Here is a 14,716-nt window from a genome sequence, read left to right as displayed (position 1 = left end):
TCGAGTCGTGACACTCGGTCGGCGACGCCGCCGATAGGCGGGCCATTACTAAGTGGCGCTCTCGCCTCTGTGTCTCCGTGACGCGTATCGCCTTCGTGGAACCGTACTACGAGAGCGTGACGGGCGCACAGCAGTCGATGCTCCCGTTGCTCACCGACACCGACTCGTTCGACGCGACGCTGGTCGTCCCGAGCGAGGGCGCGCTCGCGGCCGAGGCCCGCGAGCGCGGCGTTTCGGTGGACGTGGTTGGTCTCCCCTCGAAACTCGACCGGCCGGGCGACGAACTGCTCGACGCGCACCCGGCGTCGGTTCTCGACACCGCCACCGGCGTGACGACGTATCAGCGCCGAATCCTGCGCTACCTCCGCGAACGCGACTACGACGCCGTCTACTGCAACAGCCTGAAGGCTGTCGTCCTCTTCGGCCCGGCGGCGAAGCTCCTCGGGATACCGATTCTCTGGTACGTCCGCATCGACACCCCGATTTCGGTCCTCGACGCACTCGCGCACGCGCTCGCCGACCACGTTATCACCATCTCGGAGGGGACCAAGACTCGATTCGACGGGGCGCTGACCCGCGACGGGAAGGCGACGACCATCTACACCGGCGTCGATTTGGACGAGTTCTCGCCCGCCAACGCCGACCCGTCTGGATTCCCCTTCGCCGACCGCGACGGGCCGGTCATCGCCGAAGTCGCCACGATTCAACCCCGGAAGGGCCAGCACCACCTCGTTGACGCGGTGGGGAGCGTCGCCGACTCGCTGGACGACTTCGAGTTGGTCTTCGCGGGCGAGGCCTCCGACGAGGCGTACAAGCACGGGAGCGACTACGGCGAGACCATCCGTCGGCGCGTCGCGGACGCAGGCATCGCCGACCGAACCACTGTCCTCGGGTGGTGCGACGACGTGCCCTCCCTGCTCGCGGCAATCGACATCTTCGTTCTGCCGTCGTACAACGAGGGGCTTCCCCGGAGCATCTTGGAGGCGTTCGCGCTGGGGGTCCCCGTCGTGGCGACGCCAGCGGGCGGCACCCGCGAACTCGTCGCGCACGGCGAGAACGGTCTCGTCGTCCCGAAGGGGTCGGCCGACGACCTCGCGGCGGCCCTCGCCCGACTCGGGAGTGAACCCGACCTGCGCGAGCGGATGGGTCGCAACGCCCGCGAGACGGTCGTCCAGTGGTTCAGTCAGGAGCGATACGTCGAGAACTTCGAGACGTATCTGGCCGAAGAAGTGCTGTAACCGGCTTCTCCAGCAGGGCGGCCGAGCGCGCGCTGGCCAGCGCGCGCTCGGCCACCGCGCTTGCAGACCCATTCCTCGATTCATTCGCCGACTCGTTTACCGCTCCGTCCGCTCCGTCCCCTCCACCCATCGCGCCCGCCTTATAAACGTGGAACGTGTCGCTGGCGTACACCTTGCCGAGCGACCGCTCGGCGTTCATCGCGTCGGTGTAGCCCTCCAGCGGCTCGAAGTTCGTCCACGTCGGTGGCCCACGCATGACTGGTTGGTCGATGGTTCGGCGGTTGACGACGAAGTAGTTCATCCGGTAGCTGTCGTCGGTCTCGGCGTTATCCAGTTTCTCGTAGGTCTCCGGTTCGATTCGCTGTAAGTTCGTGACGTAGGGTTCGCCGAACTGGATGCCCGAGTGGGCGACGACGGTGCCGAACGTGTGGAAGTCGGTCGTTATCTCCTCGCCGGTTCGGTAGTCGTAGAGCCACGCCGTCAGCGCGTTCGCGGCGTCCTCGTTCACGTACTGGCGCTGGGTCTCGTTGGCGTACTCGTAGCCCACCGCGAACGAACTCGTCAGTAGGAGGACCGCGAGCGCGGCGGGCATCGCCTTGCGGAGCGACGCCGCGGGAACGAGGTCGCCCAGCGACGCGTCGGCGTAGTAGTACAGCGCTACCGCCGGGAAGACCAGTTCGACGTACCGAAGCTGGATGCCCGACCCGACCAGCGAGTACAACAGTAGGTCCTCGGAGTAGGTCGCCAACAGCGACACGGCGAGCAGTTCGCGGGCGTTCCGGAACACGAACGACGGCCCGGAGCGAATCAGCCGCGAGAGCGGGACCAGCGCGCACGGTATGGCTATCACGACGAACGTGAGGACGTTGCCCAGTTGCAGGAGGCGCGGCGCTTCCGAGACGGCGACGTACTGGCTCTCGACGGTGACGGGGTCCGACGCCAGCACGGACGCGAGCGCGAACACCGAGTAGAGGATGTTCTCGCCGGTCAGCGGGAAGTCCACGAGCAACTGGTTGTAGAACTTGTTGTTGTACGCGAACAGCAGGACGACGAAGGTGAGTTCGAGGGCGACCAGTCGCGCGACGGTCCGCCGGGTGATGGTCAGGTCGCCGCGGTACAGTCGCCGGAACAGCGCCAAGAGGACGAGGAAGCCGACCCACGTCACGGCCCAGACCTCCATCGGCGGCGCGAACAGTTTCACCCCGAGGTAGAACAGCATCGAGAGCAGGCCGAACCGGTATCGGTACTTCTCGAAGTCGTTGAGGAAGAGCGCGGTGGCGAACACGAACAGAAGGAAAAACAGCTTTCCCATCTCGTAGGCCCGGAAGTGGTAGGTGTCGGCGAACACCAGCAGGAACATCGGCACCGTCGCCAGCGCGGCCACCCTCCGGTTGTCGAAGAACAGGCGGACGAAGGGGTAGATGAACAGCGGACTCACCAGCGGGATGACCGGGAGATAGAGCGCGTCCACCAGACTCCCGCCGAGGACGGCCTGAAGCGACCGCAGGTAGTACGCGCCGAAGGGGAACGACGCCGTCGCCTCCATCAGGAAGAGGTCGTTGCGGACGTGGGTGCTGAGGACGCCGAGGCGCGCGAAGGTGAACCCCGAGAGCGCGCCACGGTACGACCAGAGGTACACCGCGTTCAGCACGGCGACCGACCCGAGTATCAGCAGTATCTTGACCGCGTTCGCACGAGTTGCGACCCGTCCGGTCTCGGTCCGCGCGCCGGTTCGGGTCGTCCAACTTGACGGGAGCCAACTCACGGCGACCACCTCTCCAAGCGCCCCGTGGGGAGCGTCCCGAGGACGCGCGTCCGGAGTGGACGGAACAGCAGTATCAGTCCTCCGTAGGTCGCCGCGCCGAGCGCGATGACCGCGAGCAGTTCCCACAGTGTTCCGACGCCGATGCCCGAGCGCGCGACGAACACGACCCCACCCATCACGCCAGCGGAGACGACGCAGTATTTCAGCTCCGTGACCGGGAACCGCACCGCGACGTGCCGCGAGAGGAATCGCACGTCGAGCGCGGTGCCGACGAACGCCGAGACCAGCGTCGCCGTCGCCGCGCCGAGTAGCCCGAACTGGAAGACCAGCACCGCGTTCAGGACGACGTTCGTCACGGTCGCCGAAACTCCCGAGATGGCCGCGAGTCGCGGCTGGTCTATCGCGCCGAGCGCCCGGCCGAAGACGACGCCGACGCCCCTGACCAGCGTGAACCCCATCAGTACGACGAACGCGACGCGGGCGATGCCGAACTCGGTCCCGAATACGAGTTCGAGGATGGGTTCGGCGAGCAGGGCGGTGCCGACGAACGCCGGAATCAGGAAGAACACCGACGGCGTGATGACCGAGGTGAGCAGGCTCTCGATGCGCCCGTGGGCGTCCTCGCCGCTCCACTCGCTGATTTGGGGGAAGATGCTCTGGGCGATGACCTTGCTGAACAGCAGGACGAACGTCGTCACCCGCCACGACACCTCGTAGGCCCCGACGTGGGTCTGACTGAGGAAGAAGCCGATGAACACGATGTCGAGCCAGTTGCCGACGTAGCCCTGCACCGAGGTGACGGCGTTGTACTTCGAGTAGTCCACCAGCGAGCGCGCGCGCTCGGCGGAGGGTCGGCCGAGCGGCGTCGAGACCTTCCACGTCCCCCAGACGAGAACGACCGCGAACCCGCCCAGCAGGCCGTAGACAAGCCCTTCGACTTCCCAGTCGAGGTACACCAGCGCGCCCCCGCCGAGTATCCAGACCGCCTTCTGGGCGAACTTCAGGGTCGCGGTCTCCTCGACCCGGAGTTCGCCCTTTAGCACGCGCATCATCAGCCACGAGAACTCCCGGAGGACGACCCCGACCGCGAGGTACAGCGCCAACTCTGCGCCGATGTACTCGTTCAACTGCCCTCGGAACGCGAAGATGCCCGCGACGGCGGCCAGCGCGAGACCGACCTTCAGCACCAGACCGGTGGTGAGGATGTCCGGCGGACGCTCGCCCTCGCTGATGCGCTTCTCGACGGCCCCTCTGAGACCGAAGTCAGCGGGGACCATCAGCATCTCCAACACTGCCTGAAAGAGGAAGAACACCCCCATCGTCGCGGCCCCCAACTCTCTGGAGAAGAAGACGAGACCGCTGGCCACGAGCGCCGACCCGCCGAGTTGCGCGAGGTAGAGTTTCGCCGTCGAGCGAGCGATGTCCACTCACGACCACCTCCCGAGCGTTTGGGGAGCGTCCGTCTCCGGCGCGGTCGTTCCCGCTTGACCGCTCGCCTCCGCTCCGCCCTGCGTCCCGTTCAGCCAGAGGTGGACCTCGCGCTCCGCGTTCTCGACGCTCGGGTCGGCCGGTGGCTCCCCGCGGTAGAGCAGGTAGGCGAGTCGCAACCTGTCGCCGCGCATCCGCGCTCGCGGGACGTGGCGCGTCTCCCACGACTCGCCGGGGACCACGCGGACTCCGTACCGGGCGAGTTCGCGCTCCGCGACGACCGTCGTCGCGCTCGGCGGTCCCGTCACCCGCTGGAGTTGGGCGACTACGGTGTACTCCGCCGGGTCGCCCTCGCCGTTTTCGACGCCGACGACCAGCGGATTCCGTCGCGCCTCCGAGAGCGTGTCGGGGTAGTTGTCGGCGACGAGCGCGCCGTCGTCGTTCTCCGCGAGGAGGTAGAGTTCGGTGTCGCCCGCGTCGCCGGACTCGGTAGTGACGGCGTAGGCGGTGCCCCCGGCCGCGAGGACGAGGCTCACGACCACGAGGACGTTGAGCGCGGCGTCCACCTTCGTCTCCGGACCGAACAGCTCGGCGCGAGCGGCCGTGACGCTCGCGCCGAGCGTGCCCGCGAACCGCTCGCCCTCGGGCAACTGCTCGCGCCGCCGGACGGCAACGAGCGCGTGACCGAGCGTGAACGCGCCGACCGAGGCGACCAGCGAAGACGTTCCGAGACCGCCCGCCGAGCGGTCCAGCGCGAGCGCGACGGCCGCGACGACGACGATGCTCGCTCCGACCGAAAGCCCCAGTCGCTCCACGCCGTCTAACTCGTGGCGCAGGAACACGCCGGGGTCGCTCTGCGCGTCCTCCTCGGGGTCGTCCGAGGGGGTTCCCTCCGACTGCTCCGACCGCCCAAACTGCCCGGCCGAGAGCGCGACCTGATTTTCGGGAAAGAGCGCTGAAACGAGCGCGTACCCCGGCAGAACCAGCAGGAACGGCAGACCCAGCACCGCGCGAACCGGGGTCGCTCGGACGGCCGGGACGAACAGCGCCAGCACCGCCAGCGCGTCGAGCGCCGCGACCGCCGCGAGGTCGGCCGGTAGCCGTCCGACTCGCCGGGGCAGATGCGGTCGTCCACTCATCGGCGTGGGTTCGACGTTCTCCCACAAAAGTGGTCAGGCCGTAACGCCGAGAAATCGCCCAATTCTCCCCCGTGTGACCGTTAGAGATATGGTGAGAACCGCCGACAATGGCTACGATGCGTCGCCCAAACGTGCTGTTCGTCGTGTTAGACACCGCCAGAGCCGCGACGGTGTTCGGCGACGACGCCGAGGCGGTAGCGCCGCGACTGGCCGAGTTCGCCGACTCGGGAATCAGGTTCACGAACGCGACGGCGAACGCGCCGTGGACGCTCCCCTCCCACGCCTCGATGTTCACCGGTTGGCGACCCTCGGACCACGTCGCCCACGCCGGGCGCAAGGACTACGACGCCGGAGACCACTCGCTCCCCGCCAGACTCGGCCGGATGGGGTATCGGACCGCGGCGTTCTCGAACAATCCGTGGATTTCGCCGAGTTTCGGCTTTGAGGGCTTCGAGGAGTTCTCGCCCTGCTGGAAACTGTTCTTGGAGGGCGCGGACCTCGCGTCCATCGCCAAAATCGAGGCGCGGTCCGACCAACTCCGGGAACTCGCCTCGGAACTGCTGTCGCCGAGCGCCCCGAAGACGGTCGCAAACGCGCTCTACATGCAGTTTCTTCGGGAGACGTACGACTCGGGGGCGCGCCGGACTGTTCGCCGAATGAAGACGTGGTTCCGGTCGCGCGAGGGCGACCGGCCGTTCTTCGCGTTTGCTAACTTCATGGAACCCCATTTGGCCTACGACCCGCCCGAGCGGTTCCAGCGCGAGTTCCTGACCGACGACCAGATAGCCCGCGCCGAGACGATAAATCAGGACGCGTGGGCGCACATCACCGGCGCGGACGAGCGGACCGACGCGGAGTTCGAGATTCTGACCGGGATTTATAAGGCCGAAATCCGCTATCTCGACCACCGACTCGGGCAATTGTTCGACTTCCTCGACGAGTCGGGGGAACTCGACGACACCGCCGTCGTCGTCGTCGGCGACCACGGCGAGAACGTCGGCGACCACGGCCTGATGGACCATCAGTATTGTCTCTACGACACGCTGGTCCACGTCCCGCTAATTGTCAGTCTCCCCAGCGAGGACCGACGAGTCACCTGCGAGGACGCCGTGGAACTCCGTGACCTCTACCCGACCGTCCTCTCGCTCGCCGGGATCGACCCGGCCGCGCTCGACGCGCCCACCTCGCGGAACGTCCTCGCCGACGGCGAGGACGTCGGTTCCGACCGGGAGTTCGCGGTCAGCGAGTACCTGCACCCCCAACCCGAAATCGACGCGGTTCGGGACCGCTACGACGAGGTGCCCAACGACATCTCGACGTTCGACCGGGCGCTCAGAGCCGTCAGGACGCCCGCTTGGAAGTTCATCGAGGGGACCGACCGCACCGAGGAACTGTACGACCTGACCGCCGACCCCGCGGAGTCCCGGAATCTCGCGGCCGAGCGCCCCGACATCGCCGACCGACTCCGCGAGCGTGCCCGCGAGGAACTCGGTCCGCTCGACTACCGAGCGGGCGGCGAGACCGACATCGAGGCGGGAACCAAACGGCAGTTGGAGGAGTTGGGCTATCTCTGAGTGGTCCCGATGAGTCCGAGCGAGACGGTTACGCGGCGATTACGCCGAGATATTTTCCACGGGCGACCGCGTAGCCTCGGCGTCACGATGGACGCCCCCGAATCGCCACACAGTCGCGGCGCGGTCCGCGCGACCGCAGAAGCGGTCGCGCCGACTGCGGACTCTTCGACCGCCGTCGCGCTATCCGCGAGGTGGAGTCCCACGCCGTCCTCCGGGAGGCGACCCCGTGCCGACTGACTTCGACCTCTCGATTCCGCAGATAGTCCTCGCGGCCCTCGCGGCGTCGGTCCTCGTCGTCGCGGTGCTGGCCGGAAGTTCGTCGTCGGCCGCGCTCAGTCCGTACAACGACGACTGGGACGGCGCGAGCGACTTCCGGGCGCTGGCGAGCGAGCGGGGTGAGGTCGTCCTCGCGCACGAGACCGGCGCGTACGACTCGGGGGCCGCGGACGGGACCGTGGCGTTCGTGCTGTCGCCCGACTCGGGGTACGCCTCGTCGGAACTCGTGGGCGTGAGCAGGTTCGTCAGAAACGGCGGCACGCTGGTCGTGGCGAGCGATTCGGACTCACACGCGAACGAACTGCTCGGCGTGCTGGGCGCGAGCGCGCGCCTCGACGGCCGCCCGCTCCGGGACCCGCGGTCAAACTACCGCACTCCGGCGATGCCGGTGGCCTCGCGCGTTCCGAACGCCTCGCTCCGGGCCGGTAGTTTCGCGGGACTCCGGACCGGAGCCAGTGACGCTGCGGACTCGGTGACACTGAACCACGGTACCGCGGTCGAACCGAACGGCGCGACGGTCGTCTACAACACCTCTGGCTACGCTTACCTCGACGCCGACCGGAACGGGCGACTCGGCCCGAGCGAGAATCTGACCTCCGCGCCGGTCGTGACCGCCGAGCGACTGGGCGCGGGCCGGGTCGTCGTCGTCTCGGACTCGTCGGCGTTCATCGACGCGATGGTCGAGGAGGGTCGCAATCGGGCGTTCGTCGCCGCGCTCCTGTCCGGCCACGACCGAGTGCTGTTGGACTACTCGCACGCCGCGGGCCTGCCGCCGCTGGTGGTCGCCCTGCTGGTCGTCCGCGAGTCGGCGTGGCTCACGCTGGCGGCGGGCGTCGCGGTCGTCGGGATTTTGGGGGTCTGGTCGAGACGCCCGGACCTGCTCTCGGCGGCGACGGCGACGCTCTCCCGGCAGTGGCAGCGCGCGTCCGGCGGCGGAATCGTCGGTGGATTCAACGGTGAAATCGGTGAGAGGAGCGAGGGTCCGGCGGTCGGCATCCGCCCGACGCGAGACCAGTTGGTCGCGCACCTCGAACGCAGGCATCCCGACTGGGACCCCGAGCGCGTCGAGCGAGTCGCGGCGGCGCTCCACCGACGCCGCGACCGGTAGGGTGTCTCGGAGGAACGCGCCCAGTATCCGGGAGTAACCCCGCGAGTTATCCGACTCCGCGTGGTGAGGGTGGACGATGACCGAACCGGCCGCTATCTACGAGGACCTGCGAGACCGCACGGGGACCGTGTTGGTCGGCAACGAGACCGTCGTGGAAGGACTCACCATCTCGCTGCTGACGCGGGGCCACGTCCTGCTGGAGGGCGTGCCTGGAGTCGCCAAGACGACCATCGCGCTCCTGTTCGCCGAGGCGACCGGGATGGACGCCAACCGCATCCAGATGACGCCCGACATCCTCCCGGCGGACATCACGGGGACGAACGTCTACCGGGAAGCGACCGGCGAGTTCGACCTCCAGCGCGGCCCGGTGTTCGCCAACCTCGTCGTCGCCGACGAGATAAATCGCGCGACGCCCAAGACCCAGTCGGCCCTGCTCGAAGCGATGCAGGAGGGCGCGGTCACCATCGAGGGAGAGACGCTATCGCTCCCCGAACCGTTCTTTGTCGTCGCCACCCAGAACCCCATCGAGATGGAGGGGACCTACGAACTCCCCATCGCCCAGCGCGACCGCTTCCAGTTCAAGTTCACCGTGGGGATGCCCGACGCCGAGGAGGAGATGGCCCTGCTCGACCGGTTCGACGAGTCGCCGGACCTCGGTCCCGACGACGTGTCGCCGGTCGTCTCGACCGCGGAGATTCTTGATGCCCGCGAGACCGTCGCGGACGTACATGTCGAGCGCGCCGTCAAGGAGTACCTGCTCGATTTGATCGGCGCGACCCGCGAGAGTCCGGACCTCGAATACGGCGCGTCGCCCCGGACCGCGCTCTCGTTTCTCCACGCGACGAAGGCCCGCGCCGCGATTCGCGGGCGCGACTACGTGATTCCCGACGACGCGAAGGCGCTGGCCGACCCCGTGCTCGCCCACCGCCTGACCCTGAGCGCCGAGGCGGAACTGAGCGACGTGTCCGTCGCCGACGTGGTCGCCGACGTGGTGGCCGCCGTCGAACCGCCGGGCGGTCCCGACGAGACGCCCGACTCGGACGCGGCGGGCGAACCGGAGACGAGTGCTGGCGAGTCGTAGCGCGCGTTTCACGCCTCCGCTTCTTCGTCCTCTTTCCTTTCCACTTCTTCTTGCGCTTCCGCTTCTGACTCCACTTCCGCCCTGTCCGCCCGCACGCTCTCGGGGTCCCACTCGCAGGTCACGACGAAGTCGGCCCGGCCCTCCGCGGGTGTCACCTCGACGGTCACGGGCGCGTCGAGCGCGTCGGCCAGTCCGACCGCGAGGAACGAGACGGCCGGGTTGTCGAAGCGGTCGAGCGCGCCGTAGACGCTCCCGGAGAGTTCGACGGCGACCCTGCCGCGCTCCGCGTCGGTCTCGGCGGTCGCGCTCTCGACCAGTTCCAGACTCTCGACCAGCGCGTCGGTCAGTTGCGAGGCGACCCCGGCCGGAGTCGCGGCGAGTTCGTCGGCCATCGCCGACTCGAACTCGCGGTGGAGCGACCCGCCGGTCGGCACCATCGAGACGCCGCGTTCGCGCTCGTCGTCCGTGACCACGAACAGCGAGTCGAGGGCTTCGGGGTCCGGAACCGCGTAGTTGCGGCGCTGGGGCACGAAGAGTCGCACGTTCGAGAACTCTTCGCCCGTCGCCGGTGCGGGCGCGTAGACGCGCTCGTCCCGCAGGCCGAGTTCGCCGACCAACTCCGCGCCGGTCGCCGCGACGGCCCGGTAGACGCGCTCGCCGGTCTCGGCCGCGACGAACTGCGCGGGCGTCAGGTAGTAGGTCAAGAGTGCGCCGAACATCCCGGTCCCGCCGAGCGCGAACAGGACCTCTCGGGCGCTCGGGAACGCCACCGCCCCGAGGACTGCGACTAGTCCGACCCCGAGAAGCCCCGCCGCAGTCTGGCGGTAATCGCTCCGCCGGGCGCGGAGGTACTCCTCGCGGAGGCGCGCGTTCTCCTCGGTTAGCAGTTCCACCTGCGCCGCGAGGTCTTCGACGCGCTCCTCGGGGTCCGCGCCTGCGGACTCATTCCCGTCCTCTTGGCCGTCTCCGTTCCACCCGAGCGGGTCGTTCCGGTCGAGTCGCCCGTCGTTACTCATCGCCACCACCCGCCGAGTCGAGCGTCACGAGTTGGTACCTGTGCAGGCCGTAGCCGCCGAGTCCGGTCGCCGCGACCACTGCGAGTCCGGCCGTTCCGAGACCGAGCGCCCCCTGACTGGTCGCCCACGCGAGCGCCGCGCCCGCGGCCGCGCCGCCCGCCGCGACGACCACCGGACGACCCGGCGCGGCGAGGCGGCCCGCCGGAGCGAGCAGGACTCCGAGCAGGCAGGCTTCCACGACCGCGAGTTCGACGAGGCTCCCACTTCCGACGAGCGCCGCGAGCGCGACGTTGCCGAGCGCGAAGGCGTAGGTCGCCGGGAGCGCGACCCAGACCGCCAGCAGTGCCGCGGCCGCCGCGATGCCGGGCGCGCCAGCGAACAGGACGAACGCGCCAGCGGCGAGGAGGACGCTGGCCCCGCCGAGGCGACTTCGCTCCGCGAGGTCGCTCCGGTCGGTGAGGCGATTTCGGTCCGGCGTCGAATCGGCGACTCCGGCCATCACTCGCTCGCCTCCGCGGACCGGCGGCGCGCGCGGTGGTCCGCCAGCAGTCGGGACAGTTGGTCGCCGGGCGCGACTTCGAACGCCGCGACGCCCCGCTCGTTGGCGAGTTCGCGCCGGAATCGCTCGAAGTCGGCGTATCGCTCGTAGGTCGCTTCCGGGTCGGCGCTCTCGCGCTCGAAGAGGACGGTCGGCGTCAGAAAGGCGAGGACGGTGCCGTCGCCGCGGGCCGCGGTCCGCACCGCCGCGCGGGTCCGGGCGTGGTTCGAATCGTCGGTCAGGACGACGGTGGTCACGCTCCCCGATAGTCGAGAGAGGGCGGTCCGGACCGCGCCGTAGAGCGGGTCGCCCTCGATGCGCGCGACGTAGGGGTCGGCCGCCGAGAAGAACGGTTCCAGTCGCTCGGCGTAGGCCGAGTCGTCGCCCCGGAGCAGTCGGGCGCGCTGGCGTGCGACGGCGGGCGAGGTGCCCGCTGGCGCGCGCTCCGAACAGGCGCGCTCGCCGAAGTCGTCCCCGTCCCCCGGTGCAAATTCGCGGAGTCGGTCCTCGATTTCGGCGTACGTCTCCTCGTTGGCGGCGGGCACGCGATTCGCCACCAGTCCCTCGTCGCCGACCGCGTAGAGACCGAGCGGTTCGCTCCGCTGGCGGGCGTACTCCACCACGCCGAGCGCGAACCGCCGGAGGTAGTCGAACGTCTTCGCGCCCGCAGGCCCGGTCGCCATCGCGCTCCGGCAGTCGAGTAGCAGGACCGTGCGGCGCTCGGCGGTGGTCTCGTAGGTACGGACGTAGGCCCCGTCGGAACGTGCGGTCGCCTTCCAGTCGATGTTGCGCACCGCGTCGCCGGGGACGTACGACCGGAGTTCCGCGAAGTCGAGACCGACGCCGCGCTCGCCGGTGTCGAGGTCGCCGTAGGGCGTGTCGATGACGTCGCCGCCGGACCCGACGTGGAGGTCCCGAGGCCCGCGCGCGTCCACCGTCACGGTCGCCGTCTCGCCCGCCGCGAAGCGTGCGGTGAACCGCTCGGAGTCGTCGGTCGCCCGAACGGTCGGTCGGCCGAAGCGAAACTCTCCGGCAAGCGGACAGCGCGCCTCGAACGTCGCCGTCGCCTCGCGCTCGCCCGCCGGAAGCGTCGCCGTCGCGTTCGCGTCGTCGGTCTCGACGCCGACGGGAACGTCCGCCTCGATGTCGAGTCCGAAGGGCGCGGGGTCGGGCAGTGTCGCGTCGAGCGCGACCTCTACCGAATCGTCCTCGCCGAGTCGGTCGCGCTTGGGCGATTGGGTCATGTCGAGCGAGGCGGCCGCCTCGGTGACGGCCCGGACGAAGGCGTACTGGCGCGCGACGAGCCAGCCGCCGACACCCGCCGCCCCGACCAGCAAGAGCGGTTCCGCGAACAGCGCGGCCGCTCCGGTCGTGGCGACGACGAGTCCGAACTCTCCCCAGTAGCCGCGAGTAACCCCCATCGAAACCACGCACGACGCATCCGTAGTTCAAGCTATTGGTGGTGCTGATACGGTCTAGTTACGCGAAACCGGCAGACGGTGGTACGTAGTTACGCGAAACCGGCAGACGGTGGTACGATGAACGGCGTGAATTCGCCCGTCTTACTCAACACCTCGACAAAGCTGCAGGCATCCGTACCGTTCGATACCGGCCAAAGAGACGCTGTATCGCTAGTCTATTCGAGAACTGCGTAACTAGACAGTGCCAGCGGACGTCGAACGCCCTGACGGGCGTCGCCGTCCGCTCATCCTCCCAAGCTTCTTCTAAATCTGTTTCTAAGTCCTGTTTGAGTAGATCTGCGAGCATCTTTAGACCAGAAATTCCACGACCTGCTCGTTTCTCAGACTGTCTCAACTAGACAGCGCGTATTGGATGAAAAAGTAGAGAACACTGTGGAGTGACCGAGCAACGTACAAAGGTAAAGTGCCTTTGACGCGAACATGCTGATATGACTGACGTGGAGATCGACGATGTTGACAAAGCGATTCTGCATGCACTCCAAGAGGACGCTCGAAACATGTCGTCCGGAGACATCGCGGAGCGGACCGGTACCTCCGACAGTACTGTCCGCAAGCGCATTCAGCGTCTCGAATCCGACGGCGTAATCAAAGGATACAGCGGCAGCATCGACTATCAGAAATCAGGCTATCCGCTCCGAATGCTGCTTTACTGTACCGCTTCGATTCCCGAACGTGGTGATATCGTTCCCGAGATTCTGAACATCGATGGGGTGGTGTCAGTCCAGGAGTTGGTCACTGGTGAACAGAACCTCCTTGTCACTGCAGTGGGCGAGACGGACAGCGACATCACACCGGTCGCACAGGAACTTCTCGATATGGGACTTACCGTTGCCGACGAAGTCCTCGTTCGGAGCCACGAGACGACACCCTTCCACAAGTTCAATTCTGAGACCCATACAGAAGACGATTCCTAGACGAGGACACGTTTAACGTCCAACTCGGTCGCGCGACGAACGACGGCCTGTACTGGGTCAACTGACCCCGTCAGATTGTCAGAATCACCGTCGAGGACGAGAAGTGCTGCCCGTCGGTCGGGAGCGATGATACCACAGTTGAGTCCAACGATCTCGGCACCAGCCGTCGTCGCCATCCGTAATACCTCTCGGGCAGTCACGTCGAACTGTTTCGCCGTGTACGCCATCTCTCGGAACATCGACGGGGGGTTCAACATGACGTTGTCGGTCCCGAGAGCGACTGTCGTGTGGTCCAGTAATTCCCGTACTGGCGGGGTTCCGGCGTCGAGAACGGTGTTCGCTCGCGGGCAGATCGCAATCGGAACTGACTGGTCTGCAACTCGTTCAAGGTGTTCCTGTCCTGCATGTACCATGTGGACGAGGAGATCCGGCTCCAGATCGAGTGCGGGATGAATGTCCGTTGGGTCCGGTTCGCCAGCGTGGATGGCAAACGGGACGTCGCGTTTCCGGCAGGCAGTACGCTCTTCAGCGAAATCATCGTCGCTCGCACCGGAAGCCCCGTATCCGTCGGCGACATCAAGAACTGATCGCTCGCCGCTCCCGAAAATGAAGGGGTCGGCATCGACTGATTGTGCTGCCTCCCGAAGTGCGCGTGCCCCGGCGGTTCCGGACTCCCGGAAATCCAGACAAGCGGCCGTGCCGGTTCGTTGCATAAACCGGAGCGACCGGCGCATCGCCGACAGGAGGTCCGAACGGGTAGCACCTGCCAATCGTCGGTGTTTGAGACTGTCCGGCGGTGCTACTGCCTCGTCCAGTGACAGTCCGACAGCCGCTTCCTTTGCGACGGAGTCACCCAGATGCGTATGAGCGTTGACGAAAGCTGGCAGTATAATATCGGTTGATGTCGTTTCTGCCTCCTCAATACTCTGGATCTGCCCGTCTTCGACGACGACACGACCACGAATCGGCTCGAACGACCGGCCGGTAAGAACGGTCCCTGAGAGTGTTTCCATATCGGTACTCCGGAACAGATAACGATATGGTTTTCTGTATACGAATATCGAACGGTTTCGGTAACGTAATACCGGTTCAATACTAAATCGGTCGAAGGAAGCCGATGGAGACAGTAGTGGATCCGAGCGGAGGTGGCATACAATA

12 protein-coding genes and 1 pseudogene are annotated in these 14,716 nt (G+C 67.1%); 5 read left to right on the top strand and 8 right to left on the bottom strand.

The genetic code is table 11. The features are described 5' to 3' along the window. Positions 1-77 precede the first annotated feature (77 nt). Positions 78-1,238 (top strand): glycosyltransferase, encoded by a 1,161-nt coding sequence (locus tag EP007_RS15890; protein WP_128478750.1) that lies wholly within the window; start codon positions 78-80, stop codon positions 1,236-1,238. On the opposite strand, the gene EP007_RS15885 is transcribed toward EP007_RS15890, so the two are convergent. Genes EP007_RS15885 through EP007_RS15875 form a run of 3 tightly spaced genes read right to left on the bottom strand, consistent with a single transcriptional unit; the run spans position 1,180 to position 5,570 of the window. Further along, the gene (locus EP007_RS15885; protein ID WP_128478749.1) at positions 1,180-3,003 is read right to left on the bottom strand and encodes an LTA synthase family protein; all 1,824 of its coding nucleotides are present in this window, start codon (positions 3,001-3,003) and stop codon (positions 1,180-1,182) included. The two genes, EP007_RS15890 and EP007_RS15885, sit on opposite strands and share 59 nt — an antisense overlap. Further along, positions 3,000-4,430 (bottom strand): flippase, encoded by a 1,431-nt coding sequence (locus EP007_RS15880; protein WP_128478748.1) that lies wholly within the window; start codon positions 4,428-4,430, stop codon positions 3,000-3,002. Before EP007_RS15880 ends, EP007_RS15885 begins: the two co-directional genes overlap by 4 nt. After that, positions 4,431-5,570, bottom strand: coding sequence for a DUF1616 domain-containing protein (locus EP007_RS15875; RefSeq protein ID WP_128478747.1), 1,140 nt, complete (start codon positions 5,568-5,570; stop codon positions 4,431-4,433). A gap of 107 nt (positions 5,571-5,677) precedes the next feature. Here EP007_RS15875 and EP007_RS15870 point away from each other — a divergent pair, with 107 nt between their 5' ends. The 3 genes from EP007_RS15870 to EP007_RS15860 all read left to right on the top strand — a co-directional run bounded on the left by EP007_RS15870 (position 5,678) and on the right by EP007_RS15860 (position 9,609). After that, positions 5,678-7,144 carry a sulfatase-like hydrolase/transferase gene (locus EP007_RS15870; RefSeq protein WP_128478746.1) on the top strand — a complete coding sequence of 489 codons (1,467 nt, stop codon included), beginning with the start codon at positions 5,678-5,680 and terminating at the stop codon, positions 7,142-7,144. A gap of 226 nt (positions 7,145-7,370) precedes the next feature. Continuing rightward, positions 7,371-8,528 carry a DUF4350 domain-containing protein gene (locus EP007_RS15865; protein ID WP_128478745.1) on the top strand — a complete coding sequence of 386 codons (1,158 nt, stop codon included), beginning with the start codon at positions 7,371-7,373 and terminating at the stop codon, positions 8,526-8,528. Positions 8,529-8,604: 76 nt separating this feature from the next. Next, positions 8,605-9,609 carry an AAA family ATPase gene (locus tag EP007_RS15860; RefSeq protein ID WP_128478744.1) on the top strand — a complete coding sequence of 335 codons (1,005 nt, stop codon included), beginning with the start codon at positions 8,605-8,607 and terminating at the stop codon, positions 9,607-9,609. A gap of 8 nt (positions 9,610-9,617) precedes the next feature. On the opposite strand, the gene EP007_RS15855 is transcribed toward EP007_RS15860, so the two are convergent. From EP007_RS15855 to EP007_RS18370, 4 genes and pseudogenes are all read right to left on the bottom strand, one after another. Beyond that, entirely contained in the window at positions 9,618-10,625 is a 1,008-nt protein-coding gene (locus tag EP007_RS15855; RefSeq protein ID WP_208023624.1) for a hypothetical protein, read from the bottom strand. Further along, a complete protein-coding gene (locus EP007_RS15850) occupies positions 10,618-11,124 on the bottom strand; it encodes a hypothetical protein (RefSeq protein WP_128478743.1) in 507 nt (168 codons plus the stop codon). The genes EP007_RS15855 and EP007_RS15850 overlap by 8 nt, the downstream gene beginning before the upstream one ends. Then, positions 11,124-12,584 (bottom strand): DUF58 domain-containing protein, encoded by a 1,461-nt coding sequence (locus EP007_RS15845; protein WP_128478742.1) that lies wholly within the window; start codon positions 12,582-12,584, stop codon positions 11,124-11,126. Before EP007_RS15845 ends, EP007_RS15850 begins: the two co-directional genes overlap by 1 nt. Before the next feature lie 241 nt (positions 12,585-12,825). After that, a pseudogene (locus EP007_RS18370) lies at positions 12,826-12,930 on the bottom strand (IS6 family transposase); the annotation flags it as partial. 142 nt (positions 12,931-13,072) lie between these two features. On the opposite strand from EP007_RS18370, the gene EP007_RS15835 reads away from it, so the two are divergent. Next, positions 13,073-13,558, top strand: coding sequence for an Lrp/AsnC family transcriptional regulator (locus EP007_RS15835; protein WP_128478741.1), 486 nt, complete (start codon positions 13,073-13,075; stop codon positions 13,556-13,558). Here the strand turns inward: EP007_RS15835 and EP007_RS15830 are convergent. Continuing rightward, entirely contained in the window at positions 13,555-14,571 is a 1,017-nt protein-coding gene (locus tag EP007_RS15830; protein WP_128478740.1) for an amidohydrolase family protein, read from the bottom strand. The two genes, EP007_RS15835 and EP007_RS15830, sit on opposite strands and share 4 nt — an antisense overlap. Positions 14,572-14,716 lie beyond the last annotated feature (145 nt).

Source organism: Halorussus pelagicus (genome assembly GCF_004087835.1).
GTDB lineage: Archaea > Halobacteriota > Halobacteria > Halobacteriales > Haladaptataceae > Halorussus > Halorussus pelagicus.
The sequence above is the reverse complement of the archived record's forward strand: the minus strand, read 5'-3'. Positions and strand labels throughout refer to the sequence as shown.